We start from the raw sequence: 24666 nt of genomic DNA, 5'->3' as shown, positions 1-24666 counted from the left end.
GAGATGATTTCACTGCTTTCAGCAATGATACGGCCAATCCCGACGCTGGTAATCGCCTCAAAACGTATATTCCCACGGGTTTAGACATCGGACACCGAGCGGCTCGAAATGCCTTGTATTGCGCGTCGCCACGGTCATCTCGCCGGCCTGCGCGATGGCTGCGATGACAGCGTCGTCGAACGGCGCATGCTCAGGCACCCGGTACGTCGCGAGTACCCGTGCGGCAGGTAGATCAAACGGCAGCACACGGTCGGCGAATGCAGGCAAGACCCGCTCCTCAAACCACCGACGCAAGGCCCGCCCCTGCACTGGGTCGGAACGCTCCTTGCTGATCACGCCACGCTCGATCTCCGCAATGGTCATCGCCGTCACGAACTGGTCGTTCACCGATATCGACGCCGCCCAGGTCTCGACCGATCGGTTACGTCCCCGGATTCGCAGTGCGGACACCACGTTGGTGTCCAAGACATACCTCACAACTCAGCAGTTCGGACGGTTAAACCGAGGCGTTCTGGCTCGAAGTCGAAGTCGGCACCGTCATCAGAACTCAGCAGGTCGACGAGCGTAACCGGTTCCCGCGCAAGAGCTTCGCCGATGATCTCCCGCGCCTCCGCCTCGACCGATCGGTGATTCTCCTCGGCACGTGCCCGCAGGGCCGCCTTTGTTCCTGCGGGTAGGTTGCGGATCAAGATCTGTTCCACTACGACACCTCCGATATCATGTCTACGATATCACGTCGATTCGTTGACCGCCGCGTTCGAACAGATCACCTCCGGACCCGGTTGCTCACTCGGCGTCGAGGAACGGGCCGATGAGGTCGAGCAGTGGTCGCGGGGCATCGACCGGGATGATGTGGCCGCAATCCGGGATCACGTGTCCTCGGAGGTCGTCGGCGATGGGACGTAGCTGGCGGTACGTCGAGTCACCGACGGGCCTTGCACCTATTGCCATGGCCGGCACGGTGAGGCGCGCGCTAGCGGCAGCCGCGATGTCAGTGGAATTCGCCTGTGCCGCACGGTAGTACTCGAAAGCGCATCGCAACGACTCGGCGTCGCCATACGCGTCCAGAATCGACTCACGCACCTCGCCCTGCAGCCCCTGACCGTCGGCCGTACCCTGCCGCAGAAAGAAGTCGGTGTGGGCGCGTTCGTTTCCGGCCAACACCGACTCCGCCAGTCCCGGCACCGAGTGAAACCCGAACCACCACGGCAGACCACCGGCCAGGAAGTCCTCGGCGCCGGGCAACGACCCGATGAGACCCTCCATCACCACCAGACGCGCTACGCGGTCGCTGTGCTTCGCGGCCAGTAGGAAAGCCGGTGCAACGCCGGCGTCGAGTGCGACGACGGAGAAATGGCCTTCATCGAGTTCATCGAGAACGGCCAGCACATCGGAAGCAAGTGTGGTCGCGTCGTAGCCGCCGAGCGCACGTTCGCTGCCACCGATGCCACGCAGATCCGGCGCGATGACCCGGTGTCGCGTCGCCAACTCAGGGATGACAGCCGACCAGATCCGCCAGGTGTGTGGAAATCCGTGAAGCAAGATCACCGCCGGACCGTCGCCGGCAGTCGCGACATTGAGGTGGACCCCATTCACCTCGACGACTCGAGTCGAAATCGTGGACACTGACAAGGGACCTACCTTTGATTGACCTGAGCCGATCCGGCCACTTCTCGACGCTAAGGACATCCTCGTGAGCGCACAAGAACGCACTTTGCCCGCACCTGGTCACTCCGAAGTGACCGACCCCGACCTGTGCCCCACCCGCCGCCTGCTCGATCACCTCGGCACCCGATGGACCGCCCTCGTCGTCAAGATTCTCGCCCATTGGCCCGAGCAGGAGATGCGCTACTCCGACCTACGCCGAGAAACCGTCGGAATCTCGCCGAAGATGTTGGCCCACACCCTCCGAGAGATGGAACAGGCCGGGTTCATCGACCGCCGAGTAGAGCCGACAACGCCGCCGCGAGTCCACTATTCACTGACCCCGAAAGGTCGATCTCTTGAACAACTGCTGGTCACGGTTCGCAGCTGGGCGGAGCTAAACATGCAATCCGCCTGATTCACAGGAGGAACCGGGACTTCTCTCTCCCTCTTCTTCTCCCTGCTGCTGCTCCTCCTCCTCCTTGCAAAGCGCACTACTCTCGTTTATTGTTTGCCATACAAACACTTGAGAGAACCGAGTCCATGACCACCACCCGCCGCGCCACCCGCGACGCAGGTAAGGCAACACGGCAGTCCCTGCTGCGCGCCGCCACCGAGGTCTTCGCCGAGCATGGCGAGACCGCGTCGGTCGCGCAGATCTGCCAGCGAGCAGACGCCTATCCGAACCAGGTCACCTACTACTTCGGCTCCAAGGAGCAGCTGTTCGTCGAAGTCGCGTGCGCCGCCGTCCTGCGCGCCGGTCGACATGCCGAAGAATCCGCCGCGCAGGCCGCGACCGTTCGCGACTACACCAGCACCCTGGTCACCTCCCTACTCGGCGATCATGGCCGCGACATCGAACTCTTCACCACCGCAATGCTTCTCGTGTCCCGTCGCACCGACCTCCGCGAGCGCATCGCCGACACCCTGCGTACCCTTCATGAACGTGGCGAACAGGCGCTGGTCGCCACGCTGGTCCGCACCGGGTGGCAGTTGCGGGCGGGCATCGACGTCGAAGCCAAGGCGTTCTGGACGGCGATCTTCGGTATCGCGGTCCAGAAGGCCGCCACCGGAAGCGAATTCGACTCGACCCTCGAAGACGCGGTCACCATCATCTTCACCAATCTGCAGATCCCCGACGCCGTCCTCGACCACAAACTCTGACCCTCCAGTCGAAAGGTTTCATCATGACGCAGTCCACCACCCACGCCCACCCACAACCGCATGTCACCCACGAGGTGTTCAACCAGTCGACCCCGCGCGTCGACATCAACGAGTACGAGCTCAACACTGTTCTCGTCGAAGCAGTTACGCGCCACGACGGCGCGTGGGCGCAGGACGAACTGCGTGAGATCGGCGCGCTCGTCGGCACTGAGCAGTTCCAGCATGACGCCAAGCTCGCCAACACCATCACCCCGGAGCTGCACACGTTCAATCGCTGGGGGCAGCGCATCGACGAGGTCGAGTACCACCCGTCGTATCACCGCATCATCTCCGCGTCGATCGCCCATGGCGCCCACACCCGTTGCTGGGACGACCCGCAGCCCGGGTCGCACGTGGTGCGCGCGGCGGCGTTCATGCTTTTCGGCCAGATCGAGCCCGGCCACGCCTGCCCGGTGTCGATGACGCACGCGGTCATCCCGTCGCTCGAGATGCAGCCCGACGTGGCCGCTCTCTGGGTGCCAAAGGCGCTGTCGCGCAGCTACTCCCCCGAACTCTCCGCCGACAAGCAGTCGGCGATCTTCGGCATGTCGATGACCGAGAAGCAGGGCGGCTCCGATGTCCGCGCCAACACCACCGTCGCGGTGCCGGTCGGTGCCGGCGGCCCGGGCGCCGAGTACCTGCTGACCGGGCACAAGTGGTTCTGCTCGGCTCCGATGTCGGACGCATTCCTGGTGCTCGCGCAGGCGCAAGGCGCTGCGGGCGAAGGGCTCTCGTGCTTCCTGCTGCCGCGCGTGCTGCCCGACGGCACCCGCAACGTGTTCAAGATCCAGCGCCTGAAGAACAAGCTGGGCAACAAGTCCAACGCGTCGAGCGAGATCGAGCTCGACGGCACCGTCGCGGTGATGATCGGCGAACCAGGCCGCGGTGTGCGCACCATCATCGAGATGGTGTCGCAGACCCGCCTCGACTGTCTCCTCGGCAGCGCCGCCGGCATGCGTCAATCGGTCGCCGAAGCGGTGTGGCACGCGCGGCATCGCGCGGCCTTCGGTGCGACCCTGGCCGATCAGCCGGCGATGGCGGCGGTACTCGCCGACCTCGCGCTCGAGTCCGAGGCAGCGACGGTCACCGCGATGCGACTGGCCCGTGCGCACGACGAGGATGCCAACGACCAGGAGCGCGCCTTCCGTCGCCTCGCCGTCGCGGTGTCGAAGTACTGGATCTGCAAGCGCGGCCCGCACCACTCTTATGAAGCGCTGGAATGCTTGGGCGGCAACGGTTATACCGAAGACTTCCCCCTCGCCATGCGCTACCGCGAGCAGCCGGTCATGGCCGTCTGGGAAGGCTCGGGCAACGTGATCGCCCTCGACGTGCTGCGCGCGATGACCCGCGAGCCGGAGTCGGTCGCCGCCTTCGACGCCGAACTCCACCTCGCCCGCGGCAACAACCCAACCCTCGACGCCCACATCGACCGGCTGCGCATCGATCTCGGGGAGCTGCACCGCAATGGCGCAGAGTCTGCGCAGCGACGAGCCCGCGCGGTCGTCGAAGCGATGGCGCTGGCGTTGCAAGCCTCACTGCTGGTTCGGTTCTCGCCCGCCGCGGTCGCTGATGCGTTCATCGCGGCACGGATGGGTGAGCATCGGAACTTCGAGTACGGCGCGCTGCCGGAGGGTGCGGACCTCGGCGCGATTCTGGAGCGGCACTGAGTGCTCGCTGGTCATCGGATGGGGTTTCGACCAGCGTCGGACTCGCTTCGCTCGCTCGTCGCGCTCAACCAGCGGTAGGTGCGGTCGGGGCCGGTTTCGACCAGCGTCGGGCTCGCTGCGCTCGCTCGTCGCGCTCAACCAGCGGTGGGTGCGGTCGGCTGCTCTACAGAATCACGCCGGGATTGAGCAGGCCCTGCGGGTCGAGGGCATCCTTGATCCGCTGGGTCAACTCCATGACGTCGGGGCCGACCTGATCGGGGAGCCAGCCCTTCTTCAGCCGACCGACGCCGTGTTCGCCGGTGATGGTGCCGCCCAATTCGATGGCCAGATCCATCACCTGACCGAACGCGGTCTGCGCGCGGGCGGCCTCGTCGGCGTCGTCGGGATTGAACACGATCAGCGGGTGGGTGTTGCCGTCGCCGGCATGGGCGATCACCGAGATCATCACCTGGTTGTCGGTGGCGATCTTCTCCACCCCATCGATCAGGGCCGGCAACGCTGGTAGCGGCACGCCGACGTCTTCGAGGAGCAGTGAGCCGATCTTCTCCACCGCGGGAATGGCCGCGCGGCGAGCGGCGGTGAACGCCTCTCCTTCTTCTGCGTCACTGGTGGAGAACACCTCGTCGGCGCCATTGGACTCGAAGGCCTGCTGGATGATCTCCACCTCGGCGATACCGGCGGGCCCGGGGGCATCGGATTGGGCGACGAGCAGCGCACCGGCTTCGCGGTCGAGGTCCATGTGCAGCAGGTCCTCGACGGCGTTGATGGACACCTTGTCCATGAACTCGAGCATCGCCGGCCGGATCTGCGAGGTGATCGCGAGCACCGCCTCGCTGGCGTCGTGCACCGAGGCGAAGGTACCGACGACCGTGCACTTCGGTGCCTGCGGCGGCAGCAGCCGCAACGTCACCTCGGTGATGATGCCGAGCAATCCCTCGCTGCCGACGAACAGTTTCGTCAGCGGCAGGCCCGCCGAGTCCTTGAGTTGCTTGCCGCCGAGCCGCACCGCGCGACCATCGGCGAGCACCACCTCGAGCCCGAGGACGTAGTCGGTCGTCACGCCGTACTTCACACAGCACAGGCCGCCGGCGTTGGTCGCCGCGTTGCCGCCGATGGTGCAGATCTCGAACGACGACGGGTCCGGCGGATACCAGAGTCCCTCGGCGGCGGCCGCGGCCTTGACCTCGGAGTTGAACAAGCCCGGCTGGGTCACCGCGGTGCGTGTCGCGGTGTCGATGGTCATCTCCCGCATCTTCTCCGTCGAGATCATCACCGCACCGTCGACGGCGGTCGCACCACCGGACAGGCTGGTGCCGGCGCCGCGGGTGATGATCTTGACGTCGTTCTCCGCGCACCACCGCACGACGGTCTGCACCTCGGCGGTGGTAGTCGGCCGGATCAGCGCCAGCGGCGTCCCGGCGTCCGGATCCTGGGCGCGATCCTGCCGGTAACCGGCAAGGATGTCGGGATCGGTCACCACCATCCCGTCCGGGAGTGCGGTGGCCAACGATTCCGTGCTCAAGGTGGTGACGCTCATGTCACCACCATAGGCACCCGCACCCGGCACAATGAAGGGCGTGAGCGACTTCAATAGCCAGATCATCGACGAGTTCCGCACGAACAACGGACGCGTCACCACGGCCGGATTCGGGAGCAACCTGATCCTGGTGCACACCGTGGGCGCCAAGTCCGGTGCGCCACGCGTCAATCCGCTCCTGGCGCTGCCCGACGACGGAGCCTGGCTCGTCATCGGATCGGCCGGCGGCTCACCCAAGACGCCGGCCTGGGTCCACAACATCCGCGCGATGTCCGAGGTGACCGTCGAAACCCCGGCGTCCGACGGCATCACCGAGCACCACGCATCGGTGTCCGAGGTGCCCGACGACGAGTGGGACGCCGTCTGGCAGCGGTTCCTCGACAAGTCCGACGGTTTCCGCAAGTACACCGAGACCGCCGAGGGCCGACGGTTCCCGATCTTCCGGCTCACCCCCACCGACTGATACCGCTCCGATGGCCACCACCGGCGAACACTCGGGCATCCGAGGGGCACTGCGGTCCGACGGCGTGCTCGCTGCGGGCCGGGTGGTGGCCGACTACGTGATCGACGCCCATGTCGGCAGCGGCAGCAGCGCCGACGTGTATCGCGCGCATCGCATCGACGACGCACGACCGGTCGCACTCAAGGTGCTGCACACGCGGTCGGTTGATCCGATCCGACTCCGGGACCGATTCGACCGCGAGTTCACCATCGCCTCCCTCCTGCATCACCCAAACATCGTCGAAATGTACGCACGCGGCGAGATCCCCTCGGTCGATTCACCCGATACCGATTCTCCCGCAACAACGTTGTGGATCGCGATGGAGTACGTCGCCGGCACCTCCGCGATGAACTTGATCCCGTCCGAGAAAACCGAACCCGACATTGCTCGGATCGTGGCGCTCGGCGACCAGATCGCTGCCGCCCTCGACCACGCCCACCGCCACGATGTACTGCACCGAGATGTGAAGCCGGGCAACATCATCGTCGAATCAGACGGCCACTCGACGCATGCAGTCCTCACGGACTTCGGCATCGCACAACTCCTCGATGATGCACGCCCACTGGCCCGCAACGGTCGAGTCCAGGGATCTATTGCGTATGCCGCACCGGAACTCTTGACTGCACAACGCCTCTCACCGCAGACCGATGAGTATGCGTTGGCCGCCAGCATGTTCGAACTCCTGGTGGGTTCGCCGCCGTATCCGCGGCCGACCGCGTTCGCGGTGACCCATGCCCACCTGCACGACCAGGTCCCCCTGCTGACCCGCACCCGGCCCTGGTTACCGTCGTCGTTGAATTCCGTGTTCGCCAAGGCTTTGGCGAAAGATCCGCGTGACCGCTACGACACCTGCGGCGAGTTCACCGCGATCATCACCCGCACATTGCGCGACGTTCCGGTGCCCGAACCCGCCCCACCGCGGCGCTTCGGGTTGCCCCGTAAGTCCGATTCGTGACGCCTGTGGTTCGGTGACATAGATTTAACGTCCGTCGAGATGCCAGCGGTCGTGAGCGCGGCTAACGTTGGCTGACGTTGTGCCCGAAACCAATGGGGTTTGCGTGATCCGCGACGCCCACAACAATCAACCGCCACACCCGACACCGAGGGAATCATGACGGCCGAATCGCCCACGACATATGACAATTCAGCACTCGCCCATGAGGACGAGGGCTATCACAAGAGTCTCAAACCGCGCCAGATCCAGATGATCGCCATCGGCGGCGCGATCGGCACCGGCCTGTTCATGGGCGCCGGCAGTCGACTGCACGACGCCGGGCCGGGCCTGTTCCTGGTGTACGCGATCTGCGGTGTCTTCGTCTTCTTCATCTTGCGTGCGCTTGGCGAACTCGTGTTGCACCGCCCGTCGTCGGGCTCGTTCGTCTCGTATGCGCGTGAGTTCTTCGGCGAGAAAACGGCTTTCGTCACCGGATGGTTGTATTTCTTCAACTGGGCGGCCACCGCGATCGTCGACGTGACCGCTGTTGCGCTCTACGTCCACTATTGGGGCATGTTCGAGGCGATACCGCAGTGGCTGATCGCGCTGATCGCGCTGTGCATCGTGCTCACCATGAATGTCATCTCGGTGAAACTGTTCGGCGAGATGGAGTTCTGGGCGTCGATCGTCAAGGTCACCGCACTGGTCGCGTTCCTCGTTGTCGGAATCGTGTTCCTGGCCGGACGGTTCGAGATCGACGGCCAGCCCACCGGTATCAGCGTCATCACCGACAACGGCGGTCTGTTCCCGGTCGGCGTCTTCCCACTCTGTATCGTCACGTCAGGTGTCATCTTCGCCTACGCTGCAGTCGAATTGGTCGGCATCGCGGCCGGAGAAACCGCCGACCCGCCCAAAGTGATGCCCCGGGCGATCAACTCGGTGATCGTACGTATCGCGGTATTCTACGTCGGGTCGGTGCTGTTGCTCGCACTCCTGTTGCCCTACAACGCATATCACAAGGGTGAGAGTCCGTTCGTCACGTTCTTCTCCAAGGTCGGTATGCCCGCCGCCGGCGGGATCATGAACGTGGTGGTGCTGACGGCGGCGTTGTCGAGCCTCAATGCCGGCCTGTACTCCACCGGCCGCATCCTGCGGTCGATGGCGATGAACGGCAGCGGGCCCGCGTTCACCGCGAAGATGAACCGCAATGGGGTGCCGTTCGGCGGGATCGCGCTCACCGGCGCACTGACGCTGCTGGGTATCGTGCTGAATCTCTTTGTGCCCGAGGATGCCTTCAACATCGCGCTGGACCTGTCGGCGCTCGGCATCATCTCGACCTGGGCGATGATCGTGGCCTGCCAGATCCAGCTGTACCGCTGGGAGCGCAAGGGCATCGTCACTCGACCGAAGTTCCGACTCCCGGGTACCCCGTGGACCAGCTATGCGACGCTGGTGTTCCTGGCCGCGGTAACGATCCTCATGTGCTACGAAAACTATTGGAACGCAATCGCCATCGGCGTGCTGATCCCGATGCTGATCGGCGGCTGGTATGCGGTGCGCGGCAAGGTGATGGCGATGGCCGCGGCGCGTGAGGGGTACACCGGCGAATACCCGGTGGTACCGCAGCCGCCGGTGCCGGAGGGACCGCATCACGGCGACCACCGGGGCGGTGCGGAGGAGTGAGGGTTTTCGGGTAGCGGCTGTGGGTTTCGACCAGCGTCGGGCTCGCTCCGCTCGCTCGTCGCGCTCAACCGGCGGGGAGAACTCGTCGCGCTCAACCGGCGGATGGGCTCGATCAAACCGAGGGCGGCGGGTCGATCCGGTAGACGCGCAGGGCGGTCTCCCGGAACACGTTGCGCAGCACGTAATCCCCGCGGTCGGCCAAGAGGTCGACGAGAGCGCCGACCATCATGTCGATCGTGGCGTTGGGCTTGTCGATCGGGAAGTTGGAGCCGAACATGATGCGGTCGGAACCGAAGTGCCACATGAGGTGATGGACCAGCGGGCCGATCATCTCGGCCAGTGTCGCGCGACTGCCGATGTTGCCCCAGCGTTCGCGCCCGTAGCCGAGGATCGGGAGGGCGAGCCCGGACAGCTTCACCTTGACGTTCGGGTAGGCGGCGAGGGTGACCATGCGTTCACGCCAGAGGCGCAGGATGTCGGCGCGGGCGCTCGCGCTCTGACCGGTGCGCGCACCGACGGGGCCGAAGATGCCCACGGGTGCACCGAGATGATCGACGACGATGGTCACCTCGGGGAACTCGCGGGCCAGGGTCGCGACGTCGTAGAGCTGATGCGAGTAGACGAACGCGTCGAAGACGAGCTTGCGACGCGCCACCTCCTGGAAGCCCTTCAGGAATGCGCTGGTGGCGAGGATGCCGTCGGCGTCGACGCCGTCGCGCACACGCGGGTCGGGGTGTCGGGTGGTGATCCACCGGACGCCGCGGAGACGGTCGCTGACCTCGAGGTGATCGTCGAGTAGTTGACCGAACCGCTCCACCCGTGGATCGGCGTGCGCGACAATCGCACCGAGCCGTGGTGTCTGCCCCACCCCAAACGGCAGGCCCTCCACATATCGGGTTTCGTCGACGGCCGAGTCGCGGGTCACCGACGCGGTGGTGCCGGACAGTCCGGCTGCACGCCAATGGGACTCCATGTGCACCACGGTGTCGATGCGGACTCCCGCGATTGTCGGGACCGCTGCGGCATCCGCGAGATATTGCGGCGGCTCATACAGGCGGCCGACGGTGTTCGGGGTGAGGACGTACTCGCGGTCGGACTGCGGCACGACCATCGGGAAGATCCGGTCGCCGATGCCGGGGATGAAGCGGTACAACTTCGAGAGCCGGGTCGCGGCCCACGGGGTGGTGCGTGGATTCCACTGGTGCAGATGGGCATCGACAATGCCCGGCACCAGCCCCTCCAGCGACGTCACCACCTGAGCGTGCCACACGTGGCCGCCGGGCGATATCGGTTGTCCGATCCAAAGTTCCCGTCGAACACCTATTACCTTCGATAGTCTGGTCGGAGCCCGGAATCGGGGACGATCGGCGGTACGAGGAGGTGAGCGACGCGTGGCCAATCATTCACGGCACACGCTGCATCACCTTCGCCAGTTGATCAACCGTGACCCCGACCGCTTCTCGACCAACGTGTACAGCCGGATGTTCGCGATCGACCCGGACCTGCGTGACCTGTTCCCGGCCGTGATGGCCGGTCAGCGTGATGCGTTCTTCCGGGTGATCGATCACATCCTCGACGTCATCCCCGCCGAGACCGGACACACCGAACTCGTCGAGTTCCTCGCCCAACTCGGTCGCGACCACCGCAAGTTCGGGGTCCGGCCCGAGCACTACGAGGTCATCTACCGCGCGCTCATCGACGAGTTCGCCTACCTGCTGGGCGACCACTGGGATACCGAGGCCGAGGAGACCGTCGCCCAGGCCATGATGCTGACGACCGGGGTGATGCGCGGTGCGGCCGAGACCGCGCCGATGCCTGCGCTGTGGACGGCGCGGGTGGTGGAGAAGTTCCGCATCACCCGGGATCTCGCGGTGGTACGCCTGGTGACGACGGCGCCGCTGCGGTTTGCCGCCGGCCAATACCTCGAGGTCCACGTCCCGCAGCGGCCGCGGCTGTGGCGCAACCTCTCGCCGTCGATTCCGCCGAATCCGGCAGGCGAACTGGAGTTCCACGTCCGTGCCATCCCGGGTGGGGCGATGAGCGGCGCCATCGTCGCCGAAACGCGGCCCGACGACGTGTGGACGTTCTCGCAGATGCACGGCACCCTGCGGGTCGACCCGAGTCGGCCGGTCCTGATGATCGCCGGCGGCACCGGGCTGGCGCCGCTGCGCGCGCTGCTGATCGATATGGCCCGTCGCGCCGATTCACCACCGACGCACCTCTTCTACGGCATGCGGTACCCGGGTGAGCTGTACGACCTGTCCGTCCTCCGACGACTCGCTGCCACCAACCCCTGGCTGACCGTCACGGCCGTGTCCGAGGAGACCGCCGACCCATGGTGGATCACCTCACCGAACACGCCTGAGGCGCTCGGCATCGAGCATCTCGTCGGTACGCTCGCCGACGTCGTGCCACTGGCCGGCGACTGGACGGAACGGCAGGTACTGATCGCGGGGTCGGCGGGAATGATCGAGACCACGCGGCGACGACTGCTGATCGCTGGGGTGCCGGGACGGTTGATTCAGCACGATCCCGTGCACTGAGCTGTGGGTGCGCAGGCGCCCTTCGTGGCTCGCCTAGCGGCTCGCTCAGGGAGCGGGGGACACACCCCCGCCGACGCCTCCGTTGGCGGTTTCGGTGACGGTGACCGTCGTCGGGTCGGCGGTTTCGGTGACCGTCTCGGTGACGGTTTCCGTTGCGGTGCTGGGCTGGGCGTCTCGAGAGGCGGTGACGGTCTCGGTTTCACGCTGGGTCTCGACCTGGGTCTGCGTCACCGCTTGAGCGGTCTCGGTGACGGTGGTCGTCGACGCCGGTTGGGTGATGGTGGTCGTGGGTGCGGCCTCGTCCTGGTCGGCTTCGACACCGGCGAAGACTGCCGATGCGGCGATCGCACCGAGGGCGATGGCCCCCGCGAGGGCGGCGCCGATCAACCACCAGCGTCGCTGATTGGACGAATTACGGTGCGCGACAGTATTTTTGGCAGCCACCAGGGCGGCGCCGACGGCGGGTGCGAGGGCGGGTTGGTCGACGACGGTGACCGGACGGGCGAGTGCGTACTCCAGCGTGGATGCGGCATCGGGGATGTCGGCGCCGGGGCCGGTGCACACCACCGAGGTGACCGACGATCCGCCGGGGGCGGCAGTCAGGGCGTCGGCGACCTCCCGCGCACAGCTGGGATCGGTGACCGGGCCGGGTGAGCCGTAGGCGAACTCGGCGGTGCCGAGGACTTCGCCGGTGGCCGAGTCGAGGGTGACCAACGATGCGCCGGGCGAGGGCACCGCGGAACGGTCGAGGTCGATGGCCGCGATGATGCCGCGGGCGGGGAGTTCGTTGCGGGCGGTCTCGGCGAGGGCGGCCGGCAGGTCGGTGACCGACACCTTGGCGTACCACACCGGACGCGACGACCCGGGACTCAGATTGGCCTGCAGATAGTTCTGCGTGGCGGGCCGGGCGCAGGCGATACCGATCCGCTCGATCTCGTAGGGCACCGAGTCGACGAGTTCACCGATCGCGTTCTGTGCGCTCTGCGCAGACGGGTCGGCCAGGTCAACCAGGTTGCTGGCGATGATCGCACCGTCCGGATCACGCACCACCGACGCGATCTGATCCTCGATCACCGAGACGCCAAGGACCGAACCCACCGACGGACCGCCTGTGCGCGCGGCGGTGGTGTCGGCCATGGTTCGGTCCTGTCGTCGGGTTCGTGGTCGTAGACGGCCCGGCCACACGTATGCGACCGGACGGTTGCGGTGTCAGGGTAGCGAACCCCGCGCCGTGCAGGTCAGTCGGTGTCGCGGTCAGTCGGCGCTGCGTTTGCGGCGCGGCTGCCACACCACCAGCGCGCTGGTTCGCGGCACCGGCACGAGTTCGCCACCGCGTCGTTGGGTGGTCTGCTCGAGTTGGGCCTGCAGTTCCCGGACGCGCTGCTGCAGGGCATCGACCTGGTTTTCCAGATCGATGATCCGCTTGATGCCGGCGAGGTTGACGCCCTCGTCCTGGGAGAGACGCTGGATCTCGCGGAGCAGCTCGACGTCGCGCGAGGAGTACCGGCGCCCGCCACCGCTGGCCCGCTGGGGCGTGACGAGCCCCAGGCGGTCATAGGTGCGCAGGGTCTGCGCGTGCATCCCGGCGAGTTCGGCGGCGACCGAGATCATGAAGGTCGCCGTCGCGTCGAGGTCCTTGTCGCTGGCTGCCACGGCTCATCGCCCCCAATCCGATCGAGGGTCGAAACCGCTGGCCTTCTCGGCCTCGGCGTAGCTGCGCATCGCGTCGATGGCGGCGTCGTCGAGCTTGGGCGGCACGGCCACCTTGACGGTCACCAGCAGGTCGCCGGCGCCTCCGGAGCGCTTGGGCACGCCGCGTCCGCGGACGCGCAGGGTGCGGCCGTCGGTGGTGTTGGCCGGGATCTTGACCCCGACCGATCCCTCCAGCGTCGGCACGGACACCGTGGCCCCGAGCACCAGCTCGGAGATACTCACGGGCAGCTGCACTTTCAGGTCGTTACCGCTGCGGGTGAACACCTTGTCCGGCGTGACGTGCACGACGACGTAGAGGTCACCCGACGGGGCACCGCGTCGACCGGCCTCGCCTTGTCCGGCGAGCCGGATGCGTTGACCGTCTTCGACGCCGGCGGGGATGCGCACGTTGATGGTGCGCGCCCGTACCTTGACGCCGGAGCCGTCGCAGTCGCTGCACGGGTCGTCGATCCGCGATCCGGTGCCCTGGCAGTCCTGGCACGGCTCGCTGAAGCCGAACGCACCCTGGTTGCGGCTGACGAAACCGGAACCGTTGCAGTTCGGGCAGACCCGCGGGCTGGTGCCCGGCTTGGCGCCGCTGCCGTGACAGGTGGTGCACGGCGCGGGGCTCGTGACCCGGAGTTGCACGGTGGTACCAAGTGCGGCGTCTTTGAAGCTCAGCGTCGTCTCGGTTTCGAGGTCGTTGCCGCGCTTGGGTCGGCTCGCCGTCGAGGTGCGCTGACTGCGCCCCCCGCCACCGGTGAACAGGTCACCGAACAGGTCGCCGAGGCCTCCGGCGTCGGCTCCCCCACCGCCGCCGAACAGGTCACCGATGTTGAAGTCGCCACCGGTGGTTGTGTAAGTCGTGCCCCCACCCGGGTATCCCCCGGGGAATCCGTTGCCGCCGCCACGGAATCGTCCGCCGGCGAACATCGCGCGGGTTTCGTCGTACTCTTTGCGCTTGTCGGCGTCGGACAGGACGCTGTGGGCTTCGGACACCCGCTTGAAGCGTTCCTCGGCCGCCGTGTCGCCCGGATTGGCGTCCGGGTGCAGCTCGCGTGCGAGCTTGCGGTAGGCCTTCTTGATCTCTTCAGCCGAAGCGTCAGAAGCAACGCCCAGGTCCTTGTAGAAGTCTTGTTCCAACCACTCACGTTGCGGAGCCATCAGACGTCACCTCCTTCGATATGTCTGTTGTCTGGATGAAGTTGTGTGTTCGCCCCGTGCGGAGCGAGCCACGAAGGGCCACCTGGGCCCTTCGTGGCTCGGCTAGCGCCTCGCACCTCAGGGAGCGGGATTGCGCTTATTGTGCACCAGTCTCTTCGGTTTCCGGTGCTGCCGCGGGTGCGGCGCCTGGCGCGGGATCGGTGACCGTGACCATCGCGGTACGGATCACCTTCTCGCCGAGCCGATATCCGCTGCGGTACACCTGGCCGAGGACCGGGTTGGCGCCGTCACCGTCGTGCTGGACGGCTTCGTGCAGTTCCGGGGCGAACGCGTCGCCCGGTTCACCGAACTTGGCCAGTCCTTCACCGGTGAGGGTGCTGCCGAGCTTGTCGGCGATGGATTTCATCGGGCCGTCTTCGAGGTCGCCGTGCTCGCGGGCACGGTCGAGATCGTCGAGCAGCGGCAGCAGTTTCTCGATGAGCACCTGCTTGCCGAAGGCGACCGAACCCTGCTTCTCTTCCGCGGCACGCCGCTTGAAGTTCGCGAACTGGGCGCGCTCGCGCTGGAGCGCGGCGGTCAGTTCGGCGATCTCCTCGTCGGCCACCGAGCTGGGGACCGCCTCTTCCGAACCCGGTGCCGGCTCACCGGCCGGCCGGCGCACCTCTCCCGTGTCGGGATCGATGACGCGCCGGTCGGTCACGGTGATCGGCATGTCGACCTCGTTGTCGGGGTCAACCGGATCGAGTTCGGGACCGCTCTGGGTCACTTGTTGTCTCCGGAGTTGCTCGGCTCGTCGACAACCTCGGCGTCGACGACGTCACTGTCGGCGTCGGCGGTGGCGCCCTCGGGGCCTTCACCGTTCGACGACTCGGCAGCCGAAGCAGCGTAGATCGCCTGACCCATCTCCTGCGACTCCGTCGAGAGCTTCTCGATCGCGGACTTGATGGCCGCGATGTCGGTGCCCTTGAGCGCCTCGTTGGCCTCGGCGATGGCCGCGTTCACCTTGTCCTTGACCTCGCCGGGAACCTTGTCCTCGTTGTCCTTGAGGAACTTCTCGGTGTGGTTGACCAGGGACTCGGCCTGGTTGCGGGTCTCGGCCTCTTCACGACGCTTGCGGTCCTCGTCGGCGTGCGCCTCGGCGTCCTTGATCATCCGGTCGATCTCGTCCTTGCTCAGGCCGGAACCGTCCTGGATGCGGATCGAGTTCTCCTTGCCGGTGCCCTTGTCCTTCGCGGTGACGTGCACGATGCCGTTGGCGTCGATGTCGAAGGTCACCTCGATCTGCGGGACACCCTGCGGCGCCGGAGCGATACCGCCGAGCTCGAAGCTGCCGAGCAGCTTGTTGTGCGAGGCGATCTCGCGCTCACCCTGATAAACCTGGATCTGCACCGACGGCTGGTTGTCCTCAGCGGTGGTGTAGGTCTCGCTGCGCTTGGTCGGGATGGTGGTGTTGCGTTCGATCAGCTTGTGCATCACGCCGCCCTTGGTCTCGATGCCGAGGGACAGCGGGGTGACGTCGAGCAGCAGCACGTCCTTGACCTCGCCGCGCAGCACGCCGGCCTGCAGGGCGGCGCCGACGGCGACGACCTCGTCCGGGTTGACACCCTTGTTGGGCTCCTGGCCGCCGGTCAGTTCCTTGACCAGATCGGTGACCGCAGGCATACGGGTCGAGCCGCCGACCATGACCACGTGGTCGATGTCGCCGACCGAGATCCCGGCGTCCTTGATGACCGCCTGGAACGGAGCGCGGGTGCGCTCGAGCAGATCCGAGGTGATCTTCTGGAACTCGCTGCGGGAGAGCTGCTCGTCGAGGAACAGCGGGTTCTTGTCGGCGTCGACGGTGATGTAGGGCAGGTTGATCGAGGTGCTCTGCGAGGCAGACAGTTCGATCTTGGCCTTCTCGGCAGCCTCACGCAGACGCTGCATCGCCATCTTGTCCTTGGTCAGGTCGATGCCGTTCTGGCTCTTGAACTTCTCGACGAGCCAGTCGACGATGCGCTGATCCCAGTCGTCGCCACCGAGGTGGTTGTCACCCGAGGTCGCGCGGACCTCGACGACGCCGTCGCCGATTTCCAGCAGCGAGACGTCGAAGGTGCCGCCACCGAGGTCGAAGACCAGGATGGTCTGTTCCTTCTCGCCCTTGTCCAGGCCGTAGGCCAGAGCGGCCGCGGTCGGCTCGTTGACGATGCGCAGGACGTTGAGGCCCGCGATCTGTCCGGCTTCCTTGGTGGCTTGACGCTGCGAGTCGTTGAAGTACGCCGGCACGGTGATGACCGCGTCGGTGACGTCCTCACCCAGGTAGGCCTCGGCGTCGCGCTTGAGCTTCATCAGCGTGCGGGCGCTGATCTCCTGAGCGGTGTAGTTCTTGTCGTCGATGCTGACGGACCAGTCGCCTTCGCCGATGTGGCGCTTGACCGACCGGATGGTGCGGTCGACGTTGGTGACCGCCTGGTTCTTCGCCGGCTGTCCGACCAGCACCTCGCCGTTACGCGCGAACGCGACCACCGACGGGGTCGTACGGGAGCCTTCGGCGTTGGCGATGACGGTCGGCTCGCCACCCTCGAGCACGGAGATGGCCGAGTTCGTGGTGCCGAGGTCGATTCCAACTGCACGGGACATATGTTTTTCCTCCTAGTTCATGGGTGTGCACCCAAGTACGTGTCTTTCGAACCTGGACTTCAGCGCAACCGACTCATGTCTTACTGAACGATCGAGTCGGAGTCAACCCGACTTGAGCCTACATCACTCAGGTTCTCGTAGGGTCCAACGGGTCGGCTCCCGGGATTGTTCCCGAAACGCGAGAAAAAGTTGCGCGAGATCGACTCAAGTTTACGCGGGTGATTCAGCTCACCCTCTCACTGGTCTCCCGTCGCGGTGTCCGGCTGACCTCGGTCCGTTTACACTCACTGCAACGCGATGTGGGGGGCCTTGGGGTGAGCAGGAACGCGGGCACGAGGGGCGATGCCGCGCCGGATCGGCGCACACGGTTCGCCCGTGCGACGCTCGAGGTCATCTCGACGCGCGGCCTGCACGGCCTCACCCATCGCTCCGTCGACGAGGCGGCCGGACTGCCCGCCGGATCGGTCAACTACTACGCGCCAACTCGATCGAAGTTGCTCGCGCTGGCGATGGAAGCCGCCCATGAACTCATGTGGAACATCGCGATGCGGGCCTTCGGCCCGATGCTGGCCGGCGAGGACGCCTCACCCGATCTCGTGCTCGACTGCACCACCGACTTCGTGATCGCGGTGTGCGCCGAGGGCGAGGTCTTCGTCAAGGCGCACTTCGCGATTCTGGTGGAGGCGCAGTTCGACGAGGACCTGCGCGCGCTGATGCTGCGGAACCGGGCGGCATTCATCGACTTCACCGAACCGTTCGTGTCCCGCTACGAGCCGAACCGGCCCGAGCGCACCGCCGAACTGGTGGTCGCGTTGATGGAGGGACTGATCCAGCAGCAGACGCTGGTGGCCACCGAGATGTTCCCGCGGTTCATCATCAAGGGCACCATCGCCCGGATCTTCGGGTTTCCGGGTGGGGAGTTGGAGCGGATCGCCCCGCCCCCCTCGCTGGTCGAGTAAGCCCGGCGACGAAGGAGCCGAGCGCATCGAGGCCAAGGCGCACAGTCGATCTCGATGCGGTTCCTCGCAAGCTCGGAGCCTTACTCGATCAGCGAATGGGCACTCGATCAGCGGACAGGCGCCTCGGGCTCCGGCGGGAGCGCGTCCCCGGGGAACCCGCGCGCCGGGTGCACGTCGAAGGTGAAGACTCCACCCTGGACGCCGGGGTCGTCGTTCATCAGCGCCCGCGTCGTCTCGAGGTCACGGTCGAAGATGCCGACGCCGCAGACGTCGGAGTCGTCGATGACCGGCAGGACCACCGAGAGAGCGCCCGCCGCGCGCAGTGCCATGTTGCGGCGGCCGTGTTCCCAGATGATCTGCGCCGCTTCGGGTGCACCGTATTTCAGGCCGGCCCGCAGGATGACGATCGAATACGGCTGGGCGTATTGCAGGATCGTCTGCATTTCTTCATCGGTGATCTCCGGCAGTTCGGACATACGATCTCCTCTGCTCGCGTAAACAACACGAAATACGCGGTACCGCGACAATTATTGTCGCGGTACCGCGCATTCGTGTCGGTTATGCGGATCAGGCAGCAGCAGTTGCCGTTTGCTCTGCCGGCTCCAGCGCCTGCTGCACGATCTCGGCCACGTCGGCCACCGGCGTCACCGTCACCGCGTCGAGCACCTCGGCCGGCACGTCGTCGAGGTCGGCCTCGTTGCGCGGCGAGATGAACACCTGAGTGAGTCCATTGCGTTGGGCGGCAAGCAGTTTCTGCTTGAGTCCACCGATGGGCAGGACCCGACCGTTGAGCGTGACCTCACCGGTCATGCCAACCTCGGCGCGCACCTTGCGGCCGGTGGCCATCGACGCCAGCGCGGTCACCATGGTGATGCCGGCGCTGGGGCCGTCCTTGGGCACCGCCCCTGCGGGCACGTGTACGTGGATTGTCCCGTCGAGCGCGGTCGGGTCGATACCGAGTTGGGCCGCATGCGCCCGGACGTAGGAGAGTGCGATCTGCGCCGACTCTTTCATCACGTCGCCGAGTTGTCCGGTCAGCTGTAGTCCACCCTTTCCGTCGCCGGCGTCGGTGCGGCTCGCCTCGATGAACAGGACGTCGCCGCCCATGCCGGTGACCGCCAACCCTGTTGCGACGCCGGGCACCGCGGTGCGTTCCTCGGATTCCGGGGTGAACCGTGGGCGTCCCAGGTACTCCTTCAGGTCGGATTTCTCGACCGTCACCGGCGTGGTGGCCTTGCCGGACTCGACGTTGGTCGCGACCTTGCGCAGCGCCTTGGCGAGCAGCCGTTCGAACTGTCGCACACCGGGTTCGCGGGTGTAGTTCGCGGCAATCTCCCGCAGCGCGTCGTCGGTGACCGTGACTTCCTCGGGGGTCAGTGCGGCGCGGTCGGCCTGCCGCGGGAGCAGGTAGTCGCGGGCGATGGCCACCTTGTCGTCCTCGGTGTAGCCGTCGATGGTCACCAACTCCATCCGGTCCAGCAGTGCCGATGGGATGTTCTCGATGACGTTGGCGGTCGCCAGGAACAGGACGTCGGACAGGTCGAGGTCCAGGTCGAGGTAGTGATCACGGAAGGTGTGGTTCTGCGCGGGGTCGAGGACCTCGAGCAGCGCCGCCGCGGGGTCACCGCGGTAGTCCGAACCCACCTTGTCGATCTCATCCAGCAGCACAACGGGATTCATCGATCCCGCCTCGCCGATGGCACGCACGATCCGGCCGGGCAGCGCGCCGACGTAGGTGCGTCGGTGTCCGCGGATCTCGGCCTCGTCGCGTACACCGCCGAGGGCGACGCGCACGAACTTCCGACCCAGGGCACGGGCGACGGACTCCCCCAGCGACGTCTTGCCGACACCGGGCGGACCGGCCAGCACCATCACGGCACCGGACCCGCGGCCGCCGACAACCTGCAGGCCCCGTTCGGCGCGACGCGCCCGCACGGCCAGGTACTCGACGATGCGGTCCTTGACGTCCTCGAGTCCGTGATGGTCGGCGTCGAGGATCTCACGGGCTCCGGCGACGTCGGTGTTGTCGTCGGTTTTGACATCCCACGGCAGGTCCAGAACGGTGTCCAACCATGTTCTGATCCAACCGGTTTCGGGTGACTGATCGCTGGCACGTTCGAGCTTGCCGACCTCCCGGAGCGCGGCTTCGCGCACCTTGTCGGGCAGATCGGCGGCTTCGACGCGACCGCGGTAGTCGTCGGCGCCCTCGGGTTCGTCCTCGCCGAGTTCCTTGCGGATGGCGTTGAGTTGTTGGCGCAGCAAGAATTCCTTCTGCTGCTTCTCCATGCCGTTGCGGACGTCGTCGGCGATCTTGTCGCTGACCTCGGTCTCGGCGATGTGCTCGCTGGTCCAGTCGATGAGCAGCCGCAGCCGTGCATCGATGTCCGGGGTCTCGAGCAGTTCGCGCTTCTGGACGTCGGTGAGCCACGACGAGTAGCCCGATGTGTCGGCGAGTGCGGACGGGTCGGTCATCTTGTTGACGCCGTCGATGATCTGCCACGCCTCGCGACGCTGCAGCATGGCCAGTACGAGTTGCTTGTATTCGGCGGCGAGCGCCTTGATGTCGGGGGTGATCTCCGGGTCGTCGACCTCGGTGACCTCCACCCACAGCGCGTTGCCGGCCCCGGTGGTTCCGGTGCCGATGTGGGCGCGCTTCTCGCCCTTGACCACTGCGGCTTGGCCGCCTCCCGGCATACGTCCCACCTGCACGATCGAGGCGATCACGCCGTAGGTGGGGTACCGGTCGTCCAACCGTGGCGCGACCAGCAGTTTTCCGGACTCACTCGCCGGGGCAAGCGAAGCGTCGGGGGATGTGCGCGCCGCGTCGACGGTCGCCTGCGCGGCGTCGTCGAGCGGGATCGGCACCACCATGCCGGGCAGGACGACCAGGTCGGGGACGAAGAGGACGGGCAGTGAATATGTCTGCGACATGTAACCTCCAAAGTTCAGTCTGACCGACTCAACTGTCGTGGCGGGATGTTTGTTCCCGATGGGTTTTCTGCCGTGGGCGAACACCACCCTCCACCAATCGGCGGACATCGACATCAACCGGTACATCCACCGGCCGGCGGAATGTCATCGACCTTGCTGGGCGGCAAAGTCATTGGTGTCAGAAACACCGCCCAGCCCCGACCGGGACCGGACGACACACTTCAGGAGACATCATGACCATCTCGAAGAACGTCAAGACCCGCACCCTCGCCGCCATCGCTGGGCTCGGAATCGCCGGCACACTCGCGGTCGGCGGGGCCGGATTGGCCAACGCCGGCACCCTGCCGATCACCCATCCCGGAGAGCCCACCGTCGCCATGACGCTGACCAACCACACCAACAAGACCGAATGGCTCGCCTCGGCGACCCCCGGCAGCGGCCACTGGGTCCAGGCACCCTCGCGCTCGCTGGCGCCCGGAGCTTCGGAGACGGTTGTGAGCGTCGCACCGAACAGCACCTACGAGACCGTGTTCGTCAACTACCGAATCGGCGCCGTCGGCCCGACCGCCACTTACAACCTCGAGAACGTGCGCGGCAACGTCAACACCGCCATGACCGGCACCTCCGGCGGCGGTCACTACTTCATCAACCAACCCCACATCAGCACGGGCTACCCGAACGTCAACGTCAGCTACGACCTCTGGTGACCCTCGTCCTGAAATCCTGATTCGAACGGAGGCACGATGAACACCTTGCCCGGTCAACGACGCACCGCCGACGTTGACCGGGCTGCTCGTCGTGAACGGTTGCTGATCGCAGCGTTGACCTCGACCATGGTGCTGCTCGTGCTCGACTCGAGCATCGTCGGCGTGATGCTCCCCAGCATGACCCGCGATCTGGAGCTGTCGGGATCACAAGGGGCATGGCTGGTTTCGGCGTACCTGCTGACCCTGGCCGTGTTCCTACCGCTCGGTGGGCGTCTGTCCGACGCGTACGGGCCGGTCAACCTCTTTCGCATCGGCATGGCCGGGTTCATTCTGTCGTCGTTGGGAATTGCGCTGATTCCCGACTTCGCCGGTGTCGTGGGTTGCCGGGCGATCGCCGGGATCTCCGCCGCAATGCTCATGCCAGCGACGCTCAGCGTGCTCACCCAAGCCGTTCGGGAACAACGACGTGCCGCGGCAATGGCCATCTATACCGGTGTCGGACAGGGGTTTGCCCTCATTGGTCCCGCCGTGGGCGGCATCTGCGCCCAGTTCGTCGGCTGGCAATGGGGTTTCCTGATCAACGTGCCGGTTGGCGTCGTCGGCATCGTGCTCATCGAACTCGTACGACCCGACACCACCCGACACCCCGTGCGCTCATGGGATCTGCTGGGTGTGGTCCTCGTCGTCGGAGGCCTATCGGCCATCATGACCGCCCTGCTGCAGGCCCCCGAATGGGGCTGGTCATCGCCAACGTTTCTGGCGGTCGCCGCGGTCGGAATCGCCCTGACGGTGGGTTTCGTCGTGCACGCCCGACGCGCCGCCGATCCGATCCTCGACATCGGACTTTTCGCCAATCGGCGATTCGCCACCAACACCGCAGCGCTTGCCGCGCTGGGATTCGCTATGACGATCGCAACGATCTACGGAGCCACGGCGTTGCAGGACGCATTGCACCTGACTCCGGCCGAAGCGGGGATAAGTCTGTTGCCGTTGGTGATTCCGCTGCTGGTCACTACCCGAACCGTCGGTGCGCGTTACGAGACGCTCGGTTTGCGGCGCGTCGTCGTCGCGGGAAGTCTCGCTCTCGCGGCCGGGCTGGCCATTGCCGCAATCGGTTTCGCGGTGTCGTCGTTGGTCGTCGTGAGCGTCGGCATGGTGTTCGCCGGTTCAGGAATCGGTGCGATTCTCAGTCCCTTGACGACCGCGACGATCGCGACCGCACCCGCCGACCAGCGCGGACAGGCATCCGGATTGATGACCACGTGCCGGCAGACGGGCGGCGTCGTCGGAATTGCGGTGTTCTCGGCGGTGATCGTCGACGTCCACGGGACATCCGGCACCGCCGTTGGCTTCGCCATCACCGCCCTTGTCATGGCGGCCGCGGCCGCCGCGGCCTACCGCGGGCTCGCCGAAGGCGAGTGATGAGGTAGGTCAGATCACCGACGTGCGATGGTGCTGGGTCCCGACCCGATCTGCACCGGCGGCAGCGCGCGAATGACAGTCACCAGCGGTCCGCAGTAGATGGCGCTCGACATGCACACGAACCGGCCGGTCTTGTCGTAGTTCCAGGCGTCGCCGTGGAACGACCACGTCAGTCCGTCTCTCGACGGCGACATCGGGCACTGGGACGTGGTCGCGCCCTTGCATGGCCCCTCGATACGCCAAGGACCTACGGGATAGGCGTCGGCCGCTCCCGCCGCCACGAAGCCGCCCGATACGGCAGCACCCGCGAGCACCGCGGCGGCGACTCCTCGGCGCAACCAATTGATTCTTGCGGCGCTGGTGATCTTCATCTGTCCGCTCCTCGGCCGGGCGGGAACCACGGTGTGGCTCTTGCCTTCACTATCGCGGACTGCACCGGCCGTCGTTACGAGTGAAGGGTGGTTGGCCGGTGTGACAACACACGGGTATCCCCTTCGTACGAGTCCGAGTGAAATCGGCTGTCACCCGAGGGATCGATCACGCACAATGGAGCCAAAGACGACGCCAAGCCAAACCATCAGGAGGTGAATATCGTGGCCACACAATTCGAATTCCATCTTCAAGGCGCTAATGCCCCCGAGGGGCAGCTGGCCGCTGATGACTTGGTTGCGATCATCCAAAGCCTCAAGAGCGTCGCGCTGAGCATCGGACGGCATGGGACAGATGCGGAGCGGCTGGGTCGCGCCCCTGCGCGGGTCCATCGAGTTGCCACCTTGGTCATCGGGATGGCGCCTGGCAGCACGACGATTCTTGCCCGTCGAGCCGGAGCCGGTGCAGACACTTTGGATTTCGACCTTGCCGACGAGGAAGCTTTCGACACGAGGTTCGAAGCGCTCATAGAATCCATCGCGCTGGACCGGAGACCTGAGTGGGCCGATGACACACTCGCGGTAACCGTAGCACAATTGGCTGCTGCGCTGCAGCACGCCGCCCCTGAGGTCGAATTCAAGGTCAATGGCCGCACGCAGAGCCGCTTCTCCACTACCGGTCTGCAATCGACAACATGGACCTCAACGGCCCCAAAGCCGCTGAGTGACACCACCTTCGTGGGCCGCTTGCTCGCAGTGAACCTGCACACACACCGCCTGTCGGTTCACGACGACGTCGGTCACCAGGTGGCATTGCCTAACGTGACAGACGATGGCGAACTCGGACCACTCCTGGGAAAACACGTAGTCGTCACCGGGTCACCCGAGTTTGATTCTCAAGGACAGCTGAAACGCATTCACGGAGCGGCTATTACGGCTGCAACCGACCCGATCGGTTCGCACACCATACCCGAGGCACTATCGCTAGAAGAGATCCTCGCCAGTGCTCCTGGAATCGAGCCGGGCGGAATCGAAGGACTGACCGAAGCGGAATCGGGCGCTTTCTTCGACGCGATCGGCTTGTGACGGCA

At 65.9% G+C, this 24666-nt stretch carries 24 protein-coding genes; 11 read left to right on the top strand and 13 right to left on the bottom strand.

What is annotated here, in order from left to right:
* Nucleotides 1-57: 57 nt before the first annotated feature.
* The 3 genes from AAFP30_RS08415 to AAFP30_RS08405 all read right to left on the bottom strand — a co-directional run bounded on the left by AAFP30_RS08415 (nt 58) and on the right by AAFP30_RS08405 (nt 1626).
* Nucleotides 58-465: a type II toxin-antitoxin system VapC family toxin gene (locus AAFP30_RS08415; protein WP_419229425.1), complete on the bottom strand. Its 408-nt coding sequence runs from the start codon at nt 463-465 to the stop codon at nt 58-60.
* Between the two features lie 8 nt (nt 466-473).
* Nucleotides 474-701 carry a FitA-like ribbon-helix-helix domain-containing protein gene (locus AAFP30_RS08410; protein ID WP_419229424.1) on the bottom strand — a complete coding sequence of 76 codons (228 nt, stop codon included), beginning with the start codon at nt 699-701 and terminating at the stop codon, nt 474-476.
* Between the two features lie 85 nt (nt 702-786).
* Complete coding sequence (locus AAFP30_RS08405; RefSeq protein ID WP_419229423.1) at nt 787-1626, bottom strand: alpha/beta fold hydrolase; 840 nt, start codon at nt 1624-1626, stop codon at nt 787-789.
* A 67-nt stretch (nt 1627-1693) separates the two neighbouring features.
* On the opposite strand from AAFP30_RS08405, the gene AAFP30_RS08400 reads away from it, so the two are divergent.
* The 3 genes from AAFP30_RS08400 to AAFP30_RS08390 all read left to right on the top strand — a co-directional run bounded on the left by AAFP30_RS08400 (nt 1694) and on the right by AAFP30_RS08390 (nt 4514).
* Nucleotides 1694-2062 (top strand): winged helix-turn-helix transcriptional regulator, encoded by a 369-nt coding sequence (locus tag AAFP30_RS08400; protein WP_419229422.1) that lies wholly within the window; start codon nt 1694-1696, stop codon nt 2060-2062.
* A gap of 125 nt (nt 2063-2187) precedes the next feature.
* On the top strand, nt 2188-2808 hold the full coding sequence (locus AAFP30_RS08395) for a TetR/AcrR family transcriptional regulator C-terminal domain-containing protein (protein WP_419229421.1): 621 nt from the start codon (nt 2188-2190) through the stop codon (nt 2806-2808).
* A gap of 23 nt (nt 2809-2831) precedes the next feature.
* Nucleotides 2832-4514, top strand: a complete 1683-nt coding sequence (locus AAFP30_RS08390) for an acyl-CoA dehydrogenase family protein (protein WP_419229420.1) — start codon at nt 2832-2834, stop codon at nt 4512-4514.
* Nucleotides 4515-4677: 163 nt separating this feature from the next.
* Here the strand turns inward: AAFP30_RS08390 and AAFP30_RS08385 are convergent, their stop codons facing one another.
* Nucleotides 4678-6051, bottom strand: coding sequence for an FAD-binding oxidoreductase (locus tag AAFP30_RS08385; protein WP_419229419.1), 1374 nt, complete (start codon nt 6049-6051; stop codon nt 4678-4680).
* A 40-nt stretch (nt 6052-6091) separates the two neighbouring features.
* On the opposite strand from AAFP30_RS08385, the gene AAFP30_RS08380 reads away from it, so the two are divergent.
* From AAFP30_RS08380 to AAFP30_RS08370, 3 genes are all read left to right on the top strand, one after another.
* A complete protein-coding gene (locus AAFP30_RS08380) occupies nt 6092-6514 on the top strand; it encodes a nitroreductase family deazaflavin-dependent oxidoreductase (protein ID WP_419229418.1) in 423 nt (140 codons plus the stop codon).
* 10 nt (nt 6515-6524) lie between these two features.
* Nucleotides 6525-7508 (top strand): serine/threonine-protein kinase, encoded by a 984-nt coding sequence (locus tag AAFP30_RS08375; RefSeq protein ID WP_419229417.1) that lies wholly within the window; start codon nt 6525-6527, stop codon nt 7506-7508.
* A 156-nt stretch (nt 7509-7664) separates the two neighbouring features.
* On the top strand, nt 7665-9170 hold the full coding sequence (locus tag AAFP30_RS08370) for an amino acid permease (RefSeq protein WP_419229416.1): 1506 nt from the start codon (nt 7665-7667) through the stop codon (nt 9168-9170).
* 112 nt (nt 9171-9282) lie between these two features.
* Here the strand turns inward: AAFP30_RS08370 and AAFP30_RS08365 are convergent, their stop codons facing one another.
* A complete protein-coding gene (locus AAFP30_RS08365) occupies nt 9283-10422 on the bottom strand; it encodes an amidohydrolase family protein (protein ID WP_419229415.1) in 1140 nt (379 codons plus the stop codon).
* A 139-nt stretch (nt 10423-10561) separates the two neighbouring features.
* Between AAFP30_RS08365 and AAFP30_RS08360 the strand changes: the two genes are divergently transcribed.
* Nucleotides 10562-11713, top strand: a complete 1152-nt coding sequence (locus AAFP30_RS08360; protein ID WP_419229414.1) for an FAD-binding oxidoreductase — start codon at nt 10562-10564, stop codon at nt 11711-11713.
* A gap of 45 nt (nt 11714-11758) precedes the next feature.
* Here the strand turns inward: AAFP30_RS08360 and AAFP30_RS08355 are convergent, their stop codons facing one another.
* The 5 genes from AAFP30_RS08355 to dnaK all read right to left on the bottom strand — a co-directional run bounded on the left by AAFP30_RS08355 (nt 11759) and on the right by dnaK (nt 17188).
* Nucleotides 11759-12850, bottom strand: coding sequence for a hypothetical protein (locus AAFP30_RS08355; RefSeq protein ID WP_419229413.1), 1092 nt, complete (start codon nt 12848-12850; stop codon nt 11759-11761).
* 117 nt (nt 12851-12967) lie between these two features.
* Nucleotides 12968-13324 (bottom strand): heat shock protein transcriptional repressor HspR, encoded by a 357-nt coding sequence (locus AAFP30_RS08350; protein WP_419229474.1) that lies wholly within the window; start codon nt 13322-13324, stop codon nt 12968-12970.
* Nucleotides 13325-13369: 45 nt separating this feature from the next.
* Entirely contained in the window at nt 13370-14569 is a 1200-nt protein-coding gene (gene dnaJ, locus AAFP30_RS08345) for a molecular chaperone DnaJ (protein WP_419229412.1), read from the bottom strand.
* A gap of 136 nt (nt 14570-14705) precedes the next feature.
* Nucleotides 14706-15335 (bottom strand): nucleotide exchange factor GrpE, encoded by a 630-nt coding sequence (grpE, locus tag AAFP30_RS08340; protein ID WP_419229411.1) that lies wholly within the window; start codon nt 15333-15335, stop codon nt 14706-14708.
* Nucleotides 15332-17188, bottom strand: a complete 1857-nt coding sequence (gene dnaK / locus AAFP30_RS08335) for a molecular chaperone DnaK (protein ID WP_419229410.1) — start codon at nt 17186-17188, stop codon at nt 15332-15334. Before dnaK ends, grpE begins: the two co-directional genes overlap by 4 nt.
* A gap of 314 nt (nt 17189-17502) precedes the next feature.
* On the opposite strand from dnaK, the gene AAFP30_RS08330 reads away from it, so the two are divergent.
* Entirely contained in the window at nt 17503-18147 is a 645-nt protein-coding gene (locus AAFP30_RS08330) for a TetR/AcrR family transcriptional regulator (protein WP_419229409.1), read from the top strand.
* A 107-nt stretch (nt 18148-18254) separates the two neighbouring features.
* Here the strand turns inward: AAFP30_RS08330 and AAFP30_RS08325 are convergent, their stop codons facing one another.
* Together AAFP30_RS08325 and lon are read right to left on the bottom strand one after the other, a co-directional pair.
* Nucleotides 18255-18623, bottom strand: coding sequence for a hypothetical protein (locus AAFP30_RS08325; protein WP_419229408.1), 369 nt, complete (start codon nt 18621-18623; stop codon nt 18255-18257).
* Between the two features lie 91 nt (nt 18624-18714).
* The gene (lon, locus tag AAFP30_RS08320) at nt 18715-21078 is read right to left on the bottom strand and encodes an endopeptidase La (RefSeq protein WP_419229407.1); all 2364 of its coding nucleotides are present in this window, start codon (nt 21076-21078) and stop codon (nt 18715-18717) included.
* Nucleotides 21079-21311: 233 nt separating this feature from the next.
* On the opposite strand from lon, the gene AAFP30_RS08315 reads away from it, so the two are divergent.
* Nucleotides 21312-21785 (top strand): hypothetical protein, encoded by a 474-nt coding sequence (locus AAFP30_RS08315; RefSeq protein ID WP_419229406.1) that lies wholly within the window; start codon nt 21312-21314, stop codon nt 21783-21785.
* Between the two features lie 36 nt (nt 21786-21821).
* Nucleotides 21822-23207 carry an MFS transporter gene (locus tag AAFP30_RS08310; RefSeq protein ID WP_419229405.1) on the top strand — a complete coding sequence of 462 codons (1386 nt, stop codon included), beginning with the start codon at nt 21822-21824 and terminating at the stop codon, nt 23205-23207.
* Between the two features lie 14 nt (nt 23208-23221).
* Here AAFP30_RS08310 and AAFP30_RS08305 read toward each other — a convergent pair whose 3' ends face one another.
* Complete coding sequence (locus tag AAFP30_RS08305) at nt 23222-23578, bottom strand: hypothetical protein (RefSeq protein WP_419229404.1); 357 nt, start codon at nt 23576-23578, stop codon at nt 23222-23224.
* Between the two features lie 213 nt (nt 23579-23791).
* Between AAFP30_RS08305 and AAFP30_RS08300 the strand changes: the two genes are divergently transcribed.
* Complete coding sequence (locus tag AAFP30_RS08300) at nt 23792-24661, top strand: hypothetical protein (RefSeq protein ID WP_419229403.1); 870 nt, start codon at nt 23792-23794, stop codon at nt 24659-24661.
* Nucleotides 24662-24666 lie beyond the last annotated feature (5 nt).

Origin of the sequence: Gordonia sp. CPCC 205515 (assembly GCF_048537925.1) — a bacterium.
In the GTDB taxonomy this organism is placed as follows: domain Bacteria; phylum Actinomycetota; class Actinomycetes; order Mycobacteriales; family Mycobacteriaceae; genus Gordonia.
The sequence above is the reverse complement of the archived record's forward strand: the minus strand, read 5'-3'. Positions and strand labels throughout refer to the sequence as shown.